Source organism: Brevundimonas sp. Soil_N_31 (assembly GCF_057655995.1).
Genome location: NZ_JBDGLE010000001.1, coordinates 97542 through 113497, shown reverse-complemented (window position 1 = coordinate 113497; position 15956 = coordinate 97542). Strand labels below are relative to the sequence as shown.

General features: G+C 66.3%; 19 protein-coding genes and 1 tRNA gene. 19 read left to right on the top strand and 1 reads right to left on the bottom strand.

The features are described from left to right. Positions 1-273 precede the first annotated feature (273 nt). The 12 genes from hemA (at position 274) to AC3A3G_RS00490 (ending at position 10904) form a co-directional block, all read left to right on the top strand. A complete protein-coding gene (hemA, locus tag AC3A3G_RS00545) occupies positions 274-1500 on the top strand; it encodes a 5-aminolevulinate synthase (protein ID WP_487487281.1) in 1227 nt (408 codons plus the stop codon). Continuing rightward, complete coding sequence (locus AC3A3G_RS00540) at positions 1497-1682, top strand: DUF6898 family protein (RefSeq protein ID WP_368922606.1); 186 nt, start codon at positions 1497-1499, stop codon at positions 1680-1682. Before hemA ends, AC3A3G_RS00540 begins: the two co-directional genes overlap by 4 nt. 263 nt (positions 1683-1945) lie before the next feature. Continuing rightward, positions 1946-3229, top strand: a complete 1284-nt coding sequence (glyA, locus tag AC3A3G_RS00535; RefSeq protein WP_487487280.1) for a serine hydroxymethyltransferase — start codon at positions 1946-1948, stop codon at positions 3227-3229. Between the two features lie 12 nt (positions 3230-3241). Next, the gene (gene nrdR, locus AC3A3G_RS00530) at positions 3242-3715 is read left to right on the top strand and encodes a transcriptional regulator NrdR (RefSeq protein ID WP_003164743.1); all 474 of its coding nucleotides are present in this window, start codon (positions 3242-3244) and stop codon (positions 3713-3715) included. Then, on the top strand, positions 3715-4341 hold the full coding sequence (locus AC3A3G_RS00525) for a RibD family protein (RefSeq protein WP_487487279.1): 627 nt from the start codon (positions 3715-3717) through the stop codon (positions 4339-4341). The genes nrdR and AC3A3G_RS00525 overlap by 1 nt, the downstream gene beginning before the upstream one ends. A 78-nt stretch (positions 4342-4419) precedes the next feature. Next, on the top strand, positions 4420-5010 hold the full coding sequence (locus tag AC3A3G_RS00520) for a riboflavin synthase (RefSeq protein WP_368922612.1): 591 nt from the start codon (positions 4420-4422) through the stop codon (positions 5008-5010). Beyond that, positions 5007-6143 (top strand): 3,4-dihydroxy-2-butanone-4-phosphate synthase, encoded by a 1137-nt coding sequence (gene ribB, locus AC3A3G_RS00515; protein ID WP_200168484.1) that lies wholly within the window; start codon positions 5007-5009, stop codon positions 6141-6143. The genes AC3A3G_RS00520 and ribB overlap by 4 nt, the downstream gene beginning before the upstream one ends. Beyond that, on the top strand, positions 6140-6601 hold the full coding sequence (gene ribH, locus AC3A3G_RS00510; RefSeq protein WP_040345280.1) for a 6,7-dimethyl-8-ribityllumazine synthase: 462 nt from the start codon (positions 6140-6142) through the stop codon (positions 6599-6601). The genes ribB and ribH overlap by 4 nt, the downstream gene beginning before the upstream one ends. A gap of 41 nt (positions 6602-6642) precedes the next feature. Beyond that, complete coding sequence (gene nusB, locus AC3A3G_RS00505; RefSeq protein ID WP_087141445.1) at positions 6643-7137, top strand: transcription antitermination factor NusB; 495 nt, start codon at positions 6643-6645, stop codon at positions 7135-7137. Next, entirely contained in the window at positions 7124-8113 is a 990-nt protein-coding gene (gene thiL / locus AC3A3G_RS00500) for a thiamine-phosphate kinase (RefSeq protein WP_487487278.1), read from the top strand. Before nusB ends, thiL begins: the two co-directional genes overlap by 14 nt. Before the next feature lie 40 nt (positions 8114-8153). After that, positions 8154-8579: a hypothetical protein gene (locus AC3A3G_RS00495; protein ID WP_487487277.1), complete on the top strand. Its 426-nt coding sequence runs from the start codon at positions 8154-8156 to the stop codon at positions 8577-8579. Positions 8580-8753: 174 nt separating this feature from the next. Then, positions 8754-10904, top strand: coding sequence for a sodium-translocating pyrophosphatase (locus AC3A3G_RS00490; protein ID WP_087141417.1), 2151 nt, complete (start codon positions 8754-8756; stop codon positions 10902-10904). Positions 10905-11068: 164 nt separating this feature from the next. Here AC3A3G_RS00490 and bamE read toward each other — a convergent pair whose 3' ends face one another. Next, complete coding sequence (bamE, locus tag AC3A3G_RS00485; protein ID WP_125901400.1) at positions 11069-11548, bottom strand: outer membrane protein assembly factor BamE domain-containing protein; 480 nt, start codon at positions 11546-11548, stop codon at positions 11069-11071. Between the two features lie 53 nt (positions 11549-11601). On the opposite strand from bamE, the gene AC3A3G_RS00480 reads away from it, so the two are divergent. The 7 genes from AC3A3G_RS00480 (at position 11602) to AC3A3G_RS00450 (ending at position 15796) form a co-directional block, all read left to right on the top strand. Then, complete coding sequence (locus AC3A3G_RS00480; protein ID WP_487487276.1) at positions 11602-12165, top strand: ubiquinol-cytochrome C chaperone family protein; 564 nt, start codon at positions 11602-11604, stop codon at positions 12163-12165. Then, on the top strand, positions 12162-12695 hold the full coding sequence (locus AC3A3G_RS00475) for a YceD family protein (protein WP_200168489.1): 534 nt from the start codon (positions 12162-12164) through the stop codon (positions 12693-12695). The genes AC3A3G_RS00480 and AC3A3G_RS00475 overlap by 4 nt, the downstream gene beginning before the upstream one ends. Before the next feature lie 96 nt (positions 12696-12791). Beyond that, positions 12792-13874 (top strand): phosphate acyltransferase PlsX, encoded by a 1083-nt coding sequence (plsX, locus tag AC3A3G_RS00470; RefSeq protein WP_487487275.1) that lies wholly within the window; start codon positions 12792-12794, stop codon positions 13872-13874. Then, a complete protein-coding gene (locus tag AC3A3G_RS00465; protein WP_487487274.1) occupies positions 13871-14848 on the top strand; it encodes a beta-ketoacyl-ACP synthase III in 978 nt (325 codons plus the stop codon). Before plsX ends, AC3A3G_RS00465 begins: the two co-directional genes overlap by 4 nt. Positions 14849-14916: 68 nt before the next feature. Beyond that, a complete protein-coding gene (locus AC3A3G_RS00460) occupies positions 14917-15225 on the top strand; it encodes an integration host factor subunit alpha (RefSeq protein ID WP_125901406.1) in 309 nt (102 codons plus the stop codon). A 5-nt stretch (positions 15226-15230) separates the two neighbouring features. Next, positions 15231-15647, top strand: a complete 417-nt coding sequence (locus tag AC3A3G_RS00455; RefSeq protein ID WP_200168491.1) for a MerR family transcriptional regulator — start codon at positions 15231-15233, stop codon at positions 15645-15647. A 72-nt stretch (positions 15648-15719) separates the two neighbouring features. After that, positions 15720-15796, top strand: a tRNA-Pro gene (locus AC3A3G_RS00450). Positions 15797-15956 lie beyond the last annotated feature (160 nt).

Below are 15956 nucleotides of genomic sequence, written 5' to 3'. Positions count from 1 at the left end.
GCAGGACGCGGAGCGCTGGATGACGGCGCTGCGCAACTCGCCGTTCCGGCCCCGAGCGCAGCCAGTCCCGTCTGCATCATATGTCGTCTGTTCATGACCTCAGACTACGCCTGGACGCTGGCGTCGCAAAGCGTGGCCGCTGCCGCCGCTGCAAGTCTGAGAATCGTTATCAATTAAGGGGTTGGGACGTTTTGTCCGGCTCCTGACATGGACAAGACAGGGCGGTGCGCGCAATTAGGCCGCGAAAGCTGCATAAGCGAAAGAAGCGCCGCCTTGTTCGACTATAAGTCCGCCTTTCAGAACTCTGTGGAGCAGGTCCGCAGCGAGGGTCGCTATCGCGTCTTCGCCGATCTGAAGCGGGTGCGCGGCCAGTTTCCTCGGGCGGTGCGACGCCGTGAGGACGGCGCCCAGCAGGACGTCGTCGTCTGGTGCTCCAACGACTACCTGGGCATGGGCCAGCACCCGGTGGTGATCGACGCCATGCAGGCCGAGATCGAACGCACCGGCGCCGGGGCAGGGGGCACGCGCAATATTTCGGGCACCACGCGTTCGGCTGTGGATCTGGAAGCCGAACTGGCGAGCTGGCACCAGAAGGAAGCGGCCCTGCTGTTCACCTCGGGCTATGTGGCCAATGAGGCGACGCTGTCGACCCTGCAGAAGATCCTGCCGGGCCTGATCACCTTTTCGGACGCGCTGAACCACGCCTCTATGATCGCGGGCATCCGCAACGGCGGCGGCGAGCGTCACATCTTCCGCCACAACGACCTTGAACACCTTGAGGAACTGCTGGCCGCCGCGCCGGCAGATGCGCCCAAGCTGGTCGCCTTCGAGAGCGTCTATTCGATGGACGGCGACATCGCCGACATCGCCGGCACCATCGCCCTGGCCAAGAAATACGGCGCCCTGACCTATCTGGACGAAGTTCACGCCGTGGGCCTGTACGGCGCGACCGGCGCGGGCGTGGCCGAGCGTGACGGCGTGCTGGACGGCATCGACATCGTCGAATGCACCATGGGCAAGGCCATCGGCGTCATGGGCGGCTACATCGCCGCCGACGCCGTGATCGTGGACGCGGTGCGCAGCTGGGCCTCGGGCTTCATCTTCACCACCAGCCTGCCGCCCGCTCTGACCGCCGGGGCTCTGGCCTCGGTCCGTCACCTGAAGGCGCACCCGGAACTGCGTGACGCCCATCAGGAACGCGCGGCCACCCTGAAACGCCGCCTGACCGAGGCGGGCATCCCGGTCCTGCCCAGCGTCAGCCACATCGTGCCGGTTCACGTCGGCAATCCGGTCCACTGCAAGCTGATCTCGGACATGCTGCTGGAAGAGCACGGCATCTACGTCCAGCCGATCAACTATCCGACCGTGCCCAAGGGAACCGAGCGCCTGCGCTTCACCCCCTCGCCTGACCACGACGACGCCATGATCGACAAGCTGGTCGATGCGATGGACAAGCTCTGGTCCCACTGCAACGTGGCGCGTCGTCCGGTCGCGGCATGACGCGCGACCCCGAGCTTGGCGAGGTCATCGTCGAGTTCGTTCGCAACGGCCCCTATGTGAAGTGCTCCGCCGTCCACACGGCGACGGGCGTCGAGGTCTCCGCCATCGGTCCGGCCGCCGAGCCGCGTGCGGTCGAACGGGTGGCGATCGCCAAACTGAAGCGTGCGCTGGCGACGCGTTGAACCGACCCTCTCTCGTCCGTTATCCTCGGGCTTGACCCGAGGATCGGATTGTCCGTCGGCGCGACGTGGGAAGGCGTGAGCGCGCCCCTCGCTTGATCCTCGGGTCAAGCCCGAGGATGACGGCGTTTGGAGGGCGGATAGCGTACCTGCGCGGGAAGCGCTCCGGTATGCCCGCGTCTTCCACCCCCTAGATGTTGTGGTGTTCGGCGGCGCGGCCTAGAAGGGAGCGCCGTTTCCGCCTTCAGCCTTCGGGATGCCTGCCTGTGACCGCCTTCACCCACGACTCCTACTTCTCCAAGAGCCTCGCCGACGCCGATCCGGCGATCTTCAAGGGCATCCAGGGCGAGCTTGGCCGCCAGAAGGAGCAGATTGAGCTGATCGCTTCGGAAAACATCGTCTCTCAGGCGGTGCTGGACGCGCAGGGTTCGGTCCTGACCAACAAATACGCCGAGGGCTATCCGGGCCGTCGCTACTATGGCGGCTGCGAATTCGTCGACATCACGGAAGATCTGGCCCGCGAGCGCGCCAAGGAGCTGTTCGGCGCCGCCTTCGTCAACGTCCAGCCCCACTCGGGCGCACAGGCCAACCAGGCGGTCTTCTTCTCCCTGCTGCAGCCGGGCGACACCTTCCTGGGCATGGACCTGGCCGCAGGCGGACACCTGACCCACGGTTCGCCGGCCAACCAGTCGGGCAAGTGGTTCCGTCCCGTCACCTACAAGGTGAACGAAGACGACCATCTGATTGATTATGATCACGTCGCCGAGATGGCCCAGAAAGAGAAGCCCAAGCTGATCCTGGCCGGCGCCTCGGCCTATAGCCGCCACATCGACTTCAAGCGCTTCCGCGAGATCGCGGATTCGGTCGGCGCCTATCTGATGGTCGACATGGCCCACTACGCCGGTCTGATCGCCGGCGGCGTCTATCCCGACCCGATCCCGCACGCCCACGTCGTCACCACCACGACGCACAAGACCCTGCGCGGTCCGCGCGGCGGCATGATCCTGTCCAACGACCTGGACCTGGGCAAGAAGATCAACTCGGCGGTCTTCCCCGGCCTGCAGGGCGGCCCGCTGGAGCACGTCATCGCCGCCAAGGCCGTGGCCTTCGGCGAGGCGCTGAAGCCCGAGTTCAAGCTCTACGCCCAGCAGGTCGTCAAGAACGCTCAGGCCCTGGCCGCCGTTCTGGTCGATCGCGGTCTGGCCATCGTCTCGGGCGGCACCGACAGCCACCTGATGCTGGTCGATCTGCGCCCCAAGGGCGTGACCGGCAAGGCCACCGAGCATGAGCTCGAAAAGGCCCTGATGACCTGCAACAAGAACGGCGTGCCGTTCGACACCGCACCCTTCACCGTCACCTCGGGCGTCCGTCTGGGCACGCCGGCGGGCACCACGCGCGGTTTCGGCGAGGAAGAGTTCAAGCAGATCGGCCACTGGATCGCCGACGTCGTCTCGTCGATGAGCGGCGGCGATGAAGCCGACCCGGCCGTCGTCGCAGGCGTGGCGGCTCAGGTGCGCGAACTGACCGCGCGCTTCCCGATCTATCGCTAAGAGGCCCATCGGATGAAGTGCCCGTTCTGCGGAAACGCCGACACCCAGGTGAAGGACAGCCGCCCGTCTGACGACGGCGCGGCCATCCGGCGCCGTCGGTCCTGCCCGCAGTGCAACGGGCGCTTCACCACCTTCGAGCGGGTGCAGCTGCGCGAACTGGTCATCCTGAAACGGAACGGCCGCCGCACCCCCTTCGACCGGGACAAGCTGGAACGCTCGCTGGGCATCGCACTGAGGAAACGTCCCGTGCAGCCCGATCAGGTCGAGCTGCTGGTCAGCCGCATCGTGCGCCAGCTGGAAAGTCTGGGCGAGACCGAGATCCCGTCGCACATCGTCGGCGACTTCATCATGAAGGCGCTGAAGTCGGTCGATGAGGTCGCCTACGTCCGCTACGCCTCGGTCTACAAGGACTTCCGCCACACCAGCGATTTCGCCAAATTCCTCGGCGACGAGGGCTTCGACGAGACCAAGTCCGGCCAGGACTGATGCGCCCGCGCGTCACGCTTAAGCTGGCGACGTCGCTGGACGGCCGCATCGCAACGGCCACGGGCGAAAGCCAGTGGATCACCGGGCCGGAGGCGCGTCAGCAGGGCCATCGCCTGCGGGCGACGCATGACGCCATCCTGGTCGGCGTCGAGACGGTGCTGGCCGACGATCCCGAACTGACTGTGCGCCTTCCTGATCATGCCGGGCCGCATCCCTTGCGTGTCGTCCTCGACAGCCGCTTGCGGACCCCCGCGACGGCCAAGGTCGCATCCGGCAACACCCTGATCTTCACAACAGCCCAACCCCATCCCATCGGCCAGGCCGAGGTCGTCGCCGTCGCCGCCGATGACGGTCGTCCCGCTGTTTCCGCCGTCCTCGACGCGCTCGCCGCCCGCAACATCGGCTCCCTGCTGATCGAGGGCGGGGGCCGCGTGGCCGCCTCCTTCATCCAGGCGCGAGCGGTGGACGCGATCGAGTGGTTCCGCGCGCCGATCCTGCTGGGCGGGGAGGGGCGGCCCTGCATCGCCTCCCTGGCGCTTGCAAAGCTGGCCGACGCCCCCAAGTTCCGTCGTCTGGGCGTCGAGCCTGTCGGAGACGATCTGTGGGAACGCTACGCCCGCGGCTGAAGCCTCCTCAGGCCGCGATTTCAGACGAATTAGACTAATTAGACTCTGTTTTTTGGGTCCGAAGGGACCGGAGCTTTCATGTTCACCGGCATCGTCACCGACATCGGCCGCGTCCGCAGCGTCCGTGAAACCAACCGCGACCGTCGCTATGAGGTCGAGACCGTGTGGGACACGGCGACCATCGACCTGGGCGCCTCCATCAGCCACGCGGGCTGCTGCCTGACCGTTACGGAGAAGGGGGAGGGCTGGTTCGCCGTCGAGGTCTCGGGCGAGACCCTGTCCAAGACCAAGCTGGGCGACTGGAGCGAGGGCGCCCGCGTCAACCTGGAGCGCGCGGCGAAACTCGGCGACGAACTGGGCGGCCATATCGTCTCGGGCCACGTCGACGGTCTGGGCGAGGTCGTGTCCATCACCCCCGAGGGCGGGTCGCACCGCGTCGTGATCGAGGCGCCGGCGCCCCTGCACAGATTCATCGCCCCAAAGGGCTCAATCACGGTCGATGGGGTTTCCCTGACGGTGAATGGGGTGCATGAGCGCCGCTTCGACGTGAACATCATCCCGCACACGTGGGATGCGACCACCCTCGGCGGCCTGAAGGTCGGCGAAAAGGTCAATCTGGAGATCGACATGCTGGCGCGTTACCTCGCGCGGTGGCAGGAGACCGCATGATGAAACTGGCCGTCTACAACACCGACAGCCCGATCAGCTCGATCGAGGACATTATCGAGGACGCCCGCAACGGCCGCCCCTACATCCTGGTGGACGCCGAGGATCGTGAGAACGAGGGCGACATCGTCATTCCGGCCCAGTTCGCCACGCCGGACCAGATCAACTTCATGATCCGCTATGCGCGGGGCCTGGTCTGCCTGGCCCTGACGTCCGAGCGCGCCAAGCAGCTGCGCCTGCCGCCGATGGCCGCCGAGAACCGCGAGAGCATGGGCACGGCCTTCACCATCTCGATCGAGGCCAAGGAAGGCGTCACGACCGGCATCTCGGCCGCTGATCGCGCCCATACGGTCCAGGTGGCGGCCGATCCGTCGCGCACCGCCGACGACATCGTCTCGCCGGGCCACATCTTCCCCTTGGTCGCGCGCGACGGCGGCGTCCTGGTCCGCACCGGCCACACCGAGGCGGCCGTCGACATCAGCCGCATGGCCGGCCTGATCCCGGCCGGGGTGATCTGCGAGATCATCAAGGACGACGGGACGATGGCGCGGATGCCCGACCTGATCGCCTTCGCCCAGCTGCACGGGCTGAAGATCGGCACCATCGCCGACCTGATCGCCTATCGCCGCCGCACCGAGCGCTTTGTCGAGCGCGTGATGGAGACGCCGTTCGAAAGCGTCCACGGCGGCGAATTCAAGCTGATCCTGTACCGCAACACCATCGAGGGCGCGGAGCATGTCGCCCTGGTGCGCGGCGACATCGACCCGGCCAAGCCGACCGTCGTGCGGATGCACCAGGTCGACTTCGCCGCCGACCTGCTGGGCCATGTCGAGGCCCGCCAGGACTATATTCCGAAGGCGATGCAGGCGCTGGCGGCCCAGGACGGGCCGGGCGTCGTCGTCTTCCTGCGCGATCCCGACCTGCATGGTCTGGCTGAGCGGCTGGGCGGCGTCGCCAAGCCCGCCGCCGTGGATCGTTCGCTGAAAGCCTATGGCGTCGGGGCGCAGATTCTGCTCGACCTCGGCGTCAAAGACATGATCGTGATGAGTTCGACGCGACCCAATCCGACGGCGCTGGAAGGCTACGGCCTGCGCATCGTCGGCTGGCGCGACATGGACGGAGAAGACCAATCTTGAACGACCCCACTCGCGTCCTCATCGTCGAGGCGCGCTTCTACGACGAACTGGCCGACGCCCTTCTGGAAGGGGCGAAGGACGCCCTGCGCGCGCAAGGCGTTCAGTATGACGTCGTGACCGTACCCGGCGCCCTGGAAGTGCCGACCGTGATCGCCATGGCCGAGGAGGCCGGACGCTATCCGACCGCGCCGCGCTATGACGGCTATGTCGCCCTGGGCTGCATCATCCGCGGCGAGACCTATCATTTTGAGATCGTCTCGGATCAGTCGGCCGCCGGCATCACCCAACTGGGCCTCAAGGGCCTGGCCATCGGCAACGGCATCCTGACGACCGAGGACGAGGATCAGGCCTGGGCCCGCGCCCGCCTCAGCGAGGGCGACAAGGGCGGCTTCGCGGCCCGCGCCTGCCTGGACCTGATCGCCATCCGCAAGCGTCTGCGCGGAGGACTGGCTTCGTGAGCGAACCGACCAACACCACCCCGGCGACCGTCGCCGAAGTCATGGCTCAGCTGGCCGAGGCCGATAAAGCCCGCGCTGAGCCGCAACTGACCAGCCGTCAACGTCGCGCCCGCACGGTCGCCCGCCTGGCCGCCGTTCAGGCCCTGTATCAGATGGAGCTGGCGGGCGAGGGCGTCGACAGCGTCGTGCGCGAGTTCCGCAATCACCGCTTCGACGCCGACATCGACGGCGCCCCTCTGGCCGAGGCGGACGAGGACTGGTTCGCCGCCGTGGTTCATGGCGTGGTCGAGGACCAGCGCGCGGTGGACGAGGCGGTCAAGGCGCGCCTGGCCTCCAACTGGCGGCTGGAGCGTCTGGACGCGACCCTGCGCGCCCTGCTGCGTTGCGGCGCATGGGAGCTGAAGCACAAGCCTGACGTGCCGCGTGAAATCGTGATCGACGAATACGTCGAGCTGGCCAAGGCCTTCTTCGACGATGCGGAGGCGAAGTTCGTGAACGCGGCGCTCGACGGCGTGGCGCGTGATGCCCGCGATTGACGTCGCAGGCGAATTCGAGACCATCCAGCGGCTGCTGAAGCCGCTGGCGCACCCGGAATGGGCGCGGGGGCTGGCCGACGATGTGGCCGCGCTGCCCTCGCGTCCGGGACACGACCTCATCCTGACCAAGGATGCGATCGTCGAGGGCGTCCACTTTCTGCCCGACGACCCGCTGGACACGGTGGCGCAGAAGCTTTTGCGCGTGAACCTGTCCGACCTGGCCGCCAAGGGGGCTGAGCCGTTCGGCTATCTGCTGGCCTGCCACTGGTCCCCACGCTGCGGCTGGCCCGAGCGCGAGGCCTTCGTCGCCGGGTTGCGGCGCGATCAGGCCATTTTCGACATTTCCCTGCTGGGTGGCGACACGGTGAAGACGCCGGGGCTGGCCAGCTTCTCGGCCACCCTGCTGGGCTGGGCGCCGTCGGGCGCGGCGGTCAGCCGGGCCGGGGCGCGGCCGGGCGATCTGGTCTTCGTCACCGGCACGATCGGCGACGGCTGGCTGGGTCTTCAGGCCGCTCAGGCGACGTTGAGCCTGGAGCCCGAGCGCATGGACGCGCTGGAGGCCGCCTATCGCACGCCTATGCCGCGCGTGGAGTTCGCACCCGTCGTTCTGGGGCTGGCGACCGCCAGCGCCGATGTCTCCGACGGCCTTCTGGCCGACGCCGCTCACATCGCCGAGGCCAGCGGCGTCAGCCTCGAGATCGACCTGGAGCGGCTGCCCATGTCGGCGGCGGCGCAGGCCTGGTTCGAGGGGCGCGTCGATCCGCAGGCGGCGCTGGAGCTGCTGGCCAGCGGCGGCGATGACTATGAGATTCTGCTGACCGTCCCGGCGGGCGCCGAAAACGCCCTGCGCCGCGAGGCCGAGCGCCGCCATCTGCGTCTGACCTGCGTCGGCCGGGTGGCCGAGGGCAGGGGGCTGTCCCCGCGCTATCTGGGCCAGACCATCACCCCAACCCGCATGGGCTGGACCCACGGCTGAGGGCAACGGAATCCTAACGGGATAGGGCCAGACTGCCGCCATGAACCGCCGCGCCCTGATCCTCGCCGTCGCCGGCGCCGCCCTGCCGGGGGCGGCCGCAGCAGCCTCGCCATCGGCGGAGACGCCCGCTCAGCCGGCGAGCATCAACCTGACCGGCGTCGGTCTGCCGATCATCGTGGGCGGCCGGGTCCGGAACTACATCTTCGTGGTGCTGAAGCTGCATCTGGGTGAAGGCCATGCCCTGGATGCGGTTAAGGCCAAGGAGCCCTATCTGCGCGACGCCCTGGTCCGCGCCGGGCACCGCACGCCCTTCGTCCTGGCCGATGCCTGGAACCAGTTGGACGCCCAGGCTCTGAGCGCCAGCCTGATCCGCTCGGCCGATACGCTGATCGGCAAGGGCGCGATCGCTCGCGTCGAGGTCGTCAGCCAGGCCGCGCGCCGTCGCACGACCGTACGCGCCGTCTAGAAGAGCGCTGTTGCGCCACGGCTCTGCTTTTGGCACGATTTAGCCGCAATTCCCGAGGGGCGTGAATTTGCGTCCGTAAGCGCACGGGGGGACCGGAAGGCGGCCGAGAGGCGAAAACGCCCGTAGCGCAGCCCATGGATCCGCGCGCCCAGTTGCATAGGGCTTGGAAACGCCATGACGTCATATCTTTGGCTGGTCATCGCGGCCGGCGCTTTGGGGGTGCTTTACGGCGCCGTCCAGACCGCTGCCCTGATGAAGGCCGACAGTGGTAATGAACGGATGCGTGAGATCGCCGCGGCGATCCAGGAAGGGGCATCCGCCTATCTGAAGCGTCAGTACACAACGATTGGCATTGTAGGGGTCGTGATCTTGGTCGCGGCCTATTTTCTTATCGGAACCTGGGCGGCGCTCGGCTTCCTGATCGGCGCGGTCCTGTCGGGCGCGGCGGGCTATGCGGGGATGCTGATCTCCGTGCGCGCCAACGTCCGCACGGCCCAGGCCGCGTCGCAGAGCCTGTCCAAGGGTCTGGACCTGGCCTTCCGCTCGGGCGCCATCACCGGCATGTTCGTGGCGGGCGGCGCGCTTCTGGGCGTGTCCGGCTACTACGCCTTCATGACGCAGGGTCTGGGCCACGCCTCGACCAGCCGCGAGGTCATCGACGGCCTGGTGGCGCTGGGCTTCGGCGCCTCGTTGATCTCCATCTTCGCGCGACTGGGCGGCGGCATCTTCACCAAGGGGGCTGACGTCGGCGGCGACATGGTGGGCAAGGTCGAGGCGGGCATCCCTGAGGACGACCCTCGCAACGCCGCCACCATCGCGGACAATGTGGGCGACAATGTCGGCGACTGCGCCGGCATGGCCGCTGACCTGTTCGAGACCTATGCCGTCACCACGGTGGCGACCATGGTGCTGGCGGCCATCTTCTTCCGCAACCAGCCCTATGTGGACGTACTGATGCTGCTGCCTCTGGCGATCTGCGGCGTCTGCATCGTGACCTCGATCATCGGGACGTTCTTCGTCCGTCTGGGCAAGAGCGGCAACATCATGGGGGCCCTATATCAGGGGCTGATCGTGACCGGCCTGCTGTCATTGGTCGCCGTCTGGTGGGTGATCAACACCTTGTTGCCGGGCGCGGTCGAGACCTCAGGCGGCCTGCTGATCCAGCCCATGAACCTGTTCTGGGCGGGCGCTGTGGGTCTGGTGGTGACGGCGGCCATCGTGGTGATCACCGAATACTACACCGGCACGGGCTTCCGGCCGGTGAAGTCGGTGGCCAACGCCTCGGTCTCCGGGCACGGCACCAACGTCATCCAGGGCCTGGCCATGTCGCTGGAGGCCACGGCGCTTCCGGCCCTGACCATCATCGTCGGCATTGTCGCGGCCTATCAACTGGCGGGCCTGTTCGGCATCGCCATCGCCACCACCACCATGCTGGGCGTGGCGGGGATGATCGTGGCGCTGGACGCCTTCGGCCCGGTCACCGACAACGCGGGCGGCATCGCTGAAATGGCGGGCCTGCCGCCGGAGGTCCGCGTTTCGACCGACGCTCTGGACGCCGTGGGCAACACCACCAAGGCCGTGACCAAGGGCTACGCCATCGGTTCGGCGGGCCTGGGGGCGCTGGTTCTGTTCGCCGCCTATGTGGAGGACTTGAAGTTCTTCGCGGCCGAGGCGGCGCCGGGCAGCTTCTTCTACGGTCTGGGGACGGTCGCGTTTGATCTATCCAACCCCTACGTCGTGGTCGGCCTGTTGTTCGGCGGCTTGCTGCCGTTCCTGTTCGGAGGGTTGGCGATGACGGCGGTGGGGCGCGCAGCCGAGGCTGTCGTGGCCGAGGTCCGACGTCAGTTCCGCGAAAACCCCGGCATCATGACGTTCGAGACCAAGCCGGAATACGGACGGGCCGTCGACATCCTGACCAGCGCGGCCATCCGCGAGATGATCGTGCCGTCGCTGCTGCCGGTGCTGTCGCCGATCGTCCTGTTCGTCGTCATCCTGTTCATCCAGCCGGACAAGGCCAACGCCTTCGCCGCCCTGGGGGCCATGCTGATGGGGGTGATCGTGACGGGCCTGTTCGTCGCCATCTCCATGACGTCGGGCGGCGGCGCCTGGGACAACGCCAAGAAGGTGATCGAGGAAGGCTTCACCGACAAGAACGGCGTCGTTCACGGCAAGGGGTCCGAGGCGCACAAGGCCGCCGTCACCGGCGACACTGTGGGCGATCCCTACAAGGACACCTCCGGTCCGGCGGTGAACCCGATGATCAAGATCACCAACATCGTCGCGCTTCTGCTGCTGGCGGTGTTGGCGAGCGGCAAGATCGTCTGACCGCGCGTCGCTGAAACTGAAAACGCCCCGGAGATCGCTCTCCGGGGCGTTATCTTTTTTGCGCCTATGCTCGCGACGCGGTCGCTCGCGGCTTGAGGCCTGTTTGCGCCCTACGTTCGCGACGCGGTCGCTCACGACTTGTGAGCGCCTGTTTGTAGGGACCGTTAGTCCGGGCGGCGCTGGCCGGGGACATCGTCCTCGGTGCGCGGCAGTTGGCCGCGGCCGACGTTGCCGAGCAGCTGTTCGAGGATGGTCAGCTGGCGGCCGCGGGTCGGGGTCTCGCGGCGCTCCATGGCGATCTGGCGGCCGTCTTCCAGGCCCAGATTACGAACAGAGGCGACCTTGCCGTCGGCTTCGCTGAAGGTGATCTCCGTCACGGTCCGCTGCGACACTTGGGGCTTGTTATAGGTGTAGCGCTGCGTTGTCTGGGTCAGGTAGTACCAGACGTTCTCCGACTCGAAGGTCGAGGTCGTGGACGGCGTCCCCAGCTTGGTCAGCACGGTTTCGCGGGTATCCACCCCGGACTGGATGTCCTGGGGTTTGGCGTCCACCGCCTGGAAGCCTTGGGTGGCGACAACCGGCGCGCAGGCGCCCGCAGCAGCAGCGAGCGAGGCGGCGATGATGAGCGACGTAAAACGGGGCATCGGCGATGGGCCTCTACAAACAAGGTCTTTGACCTAACCGTCGCTGCGTCCTAGTGCAACGGCGCGGCGGAAAAGGGGCCGTAAAACCTATGTTCAAAACACTCTTCAAGCGACAGTTGCAAGACCGTCAGGTTCAGGCTCTGTACGCCCTGGCGGTCGAACAGGCGCGTCAGCCGGATTTCTACACCCATTTGGGCGTGGCGGACCGTATTGACGCGCGATTCGAACTTTACACCCTGCACGTGCTGCTGCTGTTCGTTCGGCTGAAGCAGGAGGGCGAGCGCGGCGCCGATTTTGCGCAAAAGCTGTTCGACGCCTACGTCTCATCGCTCGACAATGTTCTGCGCGAGCTCGGCGTGGGCGACGTTTCAGTGGGCAAAAAGATGCGCAAACTGGGCGAGGCCCTGTATGGCCGCATGAGCGCCTACGAGAAGGCGCTGAGGGCAGGGGACCGCGACGGCCTGCAAGCTTCGATCGCCCGTAACGTCTTCGAGAGCGAGGATGCCGCCGTCGGCGAAGCTCTTACCCGCTACGCCGTTGAGTCGCATGATCGGCTGACGCGCCAATCTTCGGCTGCCGTGGAAAAGGCGCCGGATTGGGCGAAGATCGCCGCATGACCATCCCCGCGATTCCCTACAGCGACCCCATCCGCCTGCATCAGATCGGCGCCGCCCTGACACGACGTCTGGAGCCCGACGTCGAAAGCCGCAGCCGTATCGCTCGCGCACTTGACCTGAAGTCGCTCGATCGATTCGTCGCTGATATCGAGATCGTTCCCACGGTTTCTGGATGGCGGATGTCAGGCCGCGTTCAGGCCGACGCCGTGCAGTCCTGCGTGCTAACGCTGGAGCCCCTGTCGGTGGCGATCAATGAACATTTTACCGTCAACCTGACCGAGACGCCGCCAGACGCGCCTGCAGACGAAGACGGCGAGATCGACCTGGAACTGGACGACAACTCGCCGGACGTGGTGGAGAACGGCCAGATCGACCTGGGCCAATACGCCGTGGAGCAACTGTCCCTGCACCTGGACCCTTACCCCCGCAAGGACGGCGCGGTTTTTGAACAGCCGCCAGAACCCGGTGAAATCTCGCCCTTCGGGGTGTTGAAAGCGCTGAAGCCGGCGGACGACGCCGACAAGAGTTGACCTAAGGTCGCTCAGGCGTCATCCACGGTGCGACATTTTCGTCCGACCGTCCTAAACTGAAGCGCCGCGGCAAGACGGCGACGGAGTCGATTTCACTTGGCATCACCGATACTGATCTCGCTCGACGCCATGGGCGGGGACCATGGGCCTTCCGTCGTGGTCGGCGGCGTGAAAGACTACATCGCCCGCTATGGCGGCGAAGGCGTGCGCTTCCAACTGCATGGCGACGAGGCCGCGATCCGCGTCGAAGTCGCGCGCAACGGACTGGCGTCCGGCGTCTGCGAGATCCGCCACACCGACAAGGTCGTCGGCATGGACGAGAAGCCCGCCCAGGCCATGCGCCGCGGCAAGGGCTCCAGTCTGTGGAACGCCATCGAAACGGTTAAGCTCGGCGAGGCGCAGGCCGCGGTTTCAGCCGGCAACACCGGCGCCCTGATGGCCATTTCCAAGCTGTTGCTACGCATGGCCGTAGAGGGGCTGGAGCGGCCCGCCATCGTCGCCAGTTGGCCGACCAAGCGCGGATTCACCGCCGTTCTGGACGTTGGCGCCAACATCGGCAGCGATGCACGCCAGTTGCTCGAATTCGCCATCATGGGCGAGGCCTTCCAATCGGCTGTTCACGGCGTCGCCAGGCCCACCGTCGGCATCCTGAACGTCGGTTCCGAAGAAATGAAGGGCCATGACGAGGTGCGCGAAGCGCACGCCGTTCTGCGCACAGACGCCGTGCCCGTAAACTATAAGGGGTTTGTCGAAGGACACGACATTGCAGCCGGAACCGTGGATGTTGTCGTCACCGACGGCTTCACCGGCAACGTCGCCCTGAAGACGGCCGAGGGCACTGCGCGCTTCATCTCGGGCCTGTTGAAGGAGGCGCTGACCTCCGGGCCTCTGGCCAAGATGGGCGCCCTGATCGCCATGCCTGCGCTGAAGAAGATGGCGCGCCGGATTGACCCCAGCAGCGTCAACGGCGGTCCGTTGCTCGGCTTGAACGGGATCGTCGTCAAAAGCCACGGCGGAGCCACGGCTGAAGGTTATGGCAACGCCATCCGTGTGGCTGTCGATCTGGCCCGAAGCGACTATCTGACCAAGGTCAGCGCCAACTTCGCGCGTCTGTCGGCCGTCCTGGACAAGAGCGACTCCGCGTCCGACGAGGCCCAAATCGGAGAAGTCCAGCCGTGAGCATCATCCGCAGCGTCGTCACCGGGGTAGGATCATTCCTGCCCGAACAGGTCGTCACCAACGCCGACCTGACCAAGATCGTCGACACCTCCGACGAATGGATTGTCGAACGCACCGGCATCCGTCAGCGCCACAAGGCCCGCGACGACGAGCCGACCAGCGATCTGGCGGTCAAGGCCGCCGAGCGCGCCCTGGCGGACGCGGGCAAGACGGCAGCCGATGTCGATCTGATCATCGTCGCCACGACTACGCCGGACCAGACCTTCCCCGCGACGGCCGCCATCGTCCAGCGCAAGCTGGGCGCGCCGGTGGGCATCGCCTTCGACGTTCAGGCGGTCTGCTCGGGCTTCGTCTACGCCATGAGCGTGGCGGACGGCTTCGTCGCGCGTGGTCAGGCCAAATGCGCCCTGGTCATCGGCGCCGAGGAAATGACCCGGCTGATGGACTGGACCGACCGCACGACCTGCGTCCTGTTCGGCGACGGCGCCGGCGCCTTCGTGCTGGAGCCGGGCGAAGGGCAGGGGACCAAGGAGGATCGCGGCGTGTTGGGCTTCGCCCTGCGCTGCGAGGGCGCCAAGGCCGACATGCTCTATGTCGACGGCGGCCCGGCCACGACCGGCACGGTCGGCCATCTGCGGATGCTGGGCAATCAGGTCTTCCGCCACGCCGTGGTGAACATCGCCGAGGCCATCACCGCAGCCGCCGAGGTCGCGGGCGTCGATATCCCCGAGATCGACTGGTTCGTGCCGCACCAGGCCAACCAGCGCATCATCAAGGGCGTGGGAGATCGCCTGGGTCTGGACGAGGACAAGGTCATCTCGACCGTGGCCATGCACGCCAACACCTCGGCCGCCTCCATTCCCCTGGCGATGGACGTCGCGATCAAGGACGGGCGGATCAAGAAGGGCGATCTGGTGCTGGTCGAAGCCATGGGCGGCGGCCTGACGTGGGGCGCCTGCGCTTTCCGATTCTAGGTTCGCATTGAGGGCTTTGATTTTCTGTCATTTTGCCCTTCAATGCCCCGCCATTGGAAAGCGGGGAGATGTCAGTGTCCCAGACCCTTACTCGGGCTGATCTGTGCGAAGCCGTTCACGAGGAAGTCGGCCTGTCGCGCCAGGAATGTTCCGGCATGGTTGAACGGACGCTTGAACTGATCGTCGAGTCGCTTGAACGGAGCGAGACCGTCAAACTGTCTGGCTTCGGCGTCTTTCAGGTGCGCGAAAAACGCGCGCGTATGGGACGCAACCCCAAGACCGGGGAACCCGCCGCCATCAACCCCCGCCGCGTCATCAGCTTCCGGGCCTCCCAGATCATGAAGGGCCGGGTGCACGACGCCGTCGTAGAGACCTGAGTTCATTGGCCAAAAGCCCTAGCGCCTTTCGTACTATCTCCGAAGCCGCCGAAGAAGTCGGCGCGCCTCAGCACGTCCTGCGTTTCTGGGAGACGAAGTTCGATTTCATCGCTCCGGTGAAGCGCGCGGGCGGGCGGCGTTTTTACCGTCCTGACGACATTATGGTGCTGAAGGCCGTTCGTCGCCTGCTGCATGACGAGGGCCTGACGATCCGTGGCGTGCAGCGCTTGGTGAAGGATCTGGGGCTGACGCGCGTCGCGGCCTATGGCGATCCGACCGCCAGCCTCGAAATCGATTCGGGCCTACGAGCGGAAACTGCGGCTTCCGGCGCGACGCAGACCATCGATCACAACCGTCTGGCGCAGGTTTTGGCCGACCTGGAAGCGGCTCGCGCACGTCTGGAAGGTGTTCTTCGTCTTTAGGACGGAAGTTGTTGTCGATAATGCGTTTTAGGGTTTGCGGAGCGCGAAACCCTTGTCTATACGGAGCGCCTTCGGAGCGTGGCGCAGCCTGGTAGCGCACTTGACTGGGGGTCAAGGGGTCGCAGGTTCGAATCCTGTCGCTCCGACCATTTCAGGTTCTCGGACTTGATTTGCGAACTTGACGGGCGGCTTCGCAACAGCGAGGCCGCCCGTTCCGTATCTACTCCTCAAGCCATCCCGCTAGTCTTCCGTCTCGTCCGTTTGAAGCAGGCGGATCGCCATCGCGATCATGACGATGATGTGGACCGT

Bases quoted from the DNA above. Each gene is read 5' to 3' on its own strand.
- AC3A3G_RS00540 (WP_368922606.1), top strand. From the start codon at position 1,497: ATGACGCGCGACCCCGAGCTTGGCGAGGTCATCGTCGAGTTCGTTCGC.
- nrdR (WP_003164743.1), top strand. From the start codon at position 3,242: ATGAAGTGCCCGTTCTGCGGAAACGCCGACACCCAGGTGAAGGACAGC.
- AC3A3G_RS00525 (WP_487487279.1), top strand. From the start codon at position 3,715: ATGCGCCCGCGCGTCACGCTTAAGCTGGCGACGTCGCTGGACGGCCGC.
- AC3A3G_RS00520 (WP_368922612.1), top strand. From the start codon at position 4,420: ATGTTCACCGGCATCGTCACCGACATCGGCCGCGTCCGCAGCGTCCGT.
- ribB (WP_200168484.1), top strand. From the start codon at position 5,007: ATGATGAAACTGGCCGTCTACAACACCGACAGCCCGATCAGCTCGATC.
- nusB (WP_087141445.1), top strand. From the start codon at position 6,643: ATGGCTCAGCTGGCCGAGGCCGATAAAGCCCGCGCTGAGCCGCAACTG.
- thiL (WP_487487278.1), top strand. From the start codon at position 7,124: ATGCCCGCGATTGACGTCGCAGGCGAATTCGAGACCATCCAGCGGCTG.
- AC3A3G_RS00495 (WP_487487277.1), top strand. From the start codon at position 8,154: ATGAACCGCCGCGCCCTGATCCTCGCCGTCGCCGGCGCCGCCCTGCCG.
- AC3A3G_RS00490 (WP_087141417.1), top strand. From the start codon at position 8,754: ATGACGTCATATCTTTGGCTGGTCATCGCGGCCGGCGCTTTGGGGGTG.
- bamE (WP_125901400.1), bottom strand. From the start codon at position 11,548: ATGCCCCGTTTTACGTCGCTCATCATCGCCGCCTCGCTCGCTGCTGCT.
- AC3A3G_RS00475 (WP_200168489.1), top strand. From the start codon at position 12,162: ATGACCATCCCCGCGATTCCCTACAGCGACCCCATCCGCCTGCATCAG.
- AC3A3G_RS00460 (WP_125901406.1), top strand. From the start codon at position 14,917: ATGTCAGTGTCCCAGACCCTTACTCGGGCTGATCTGTGCGAAGCCGTT.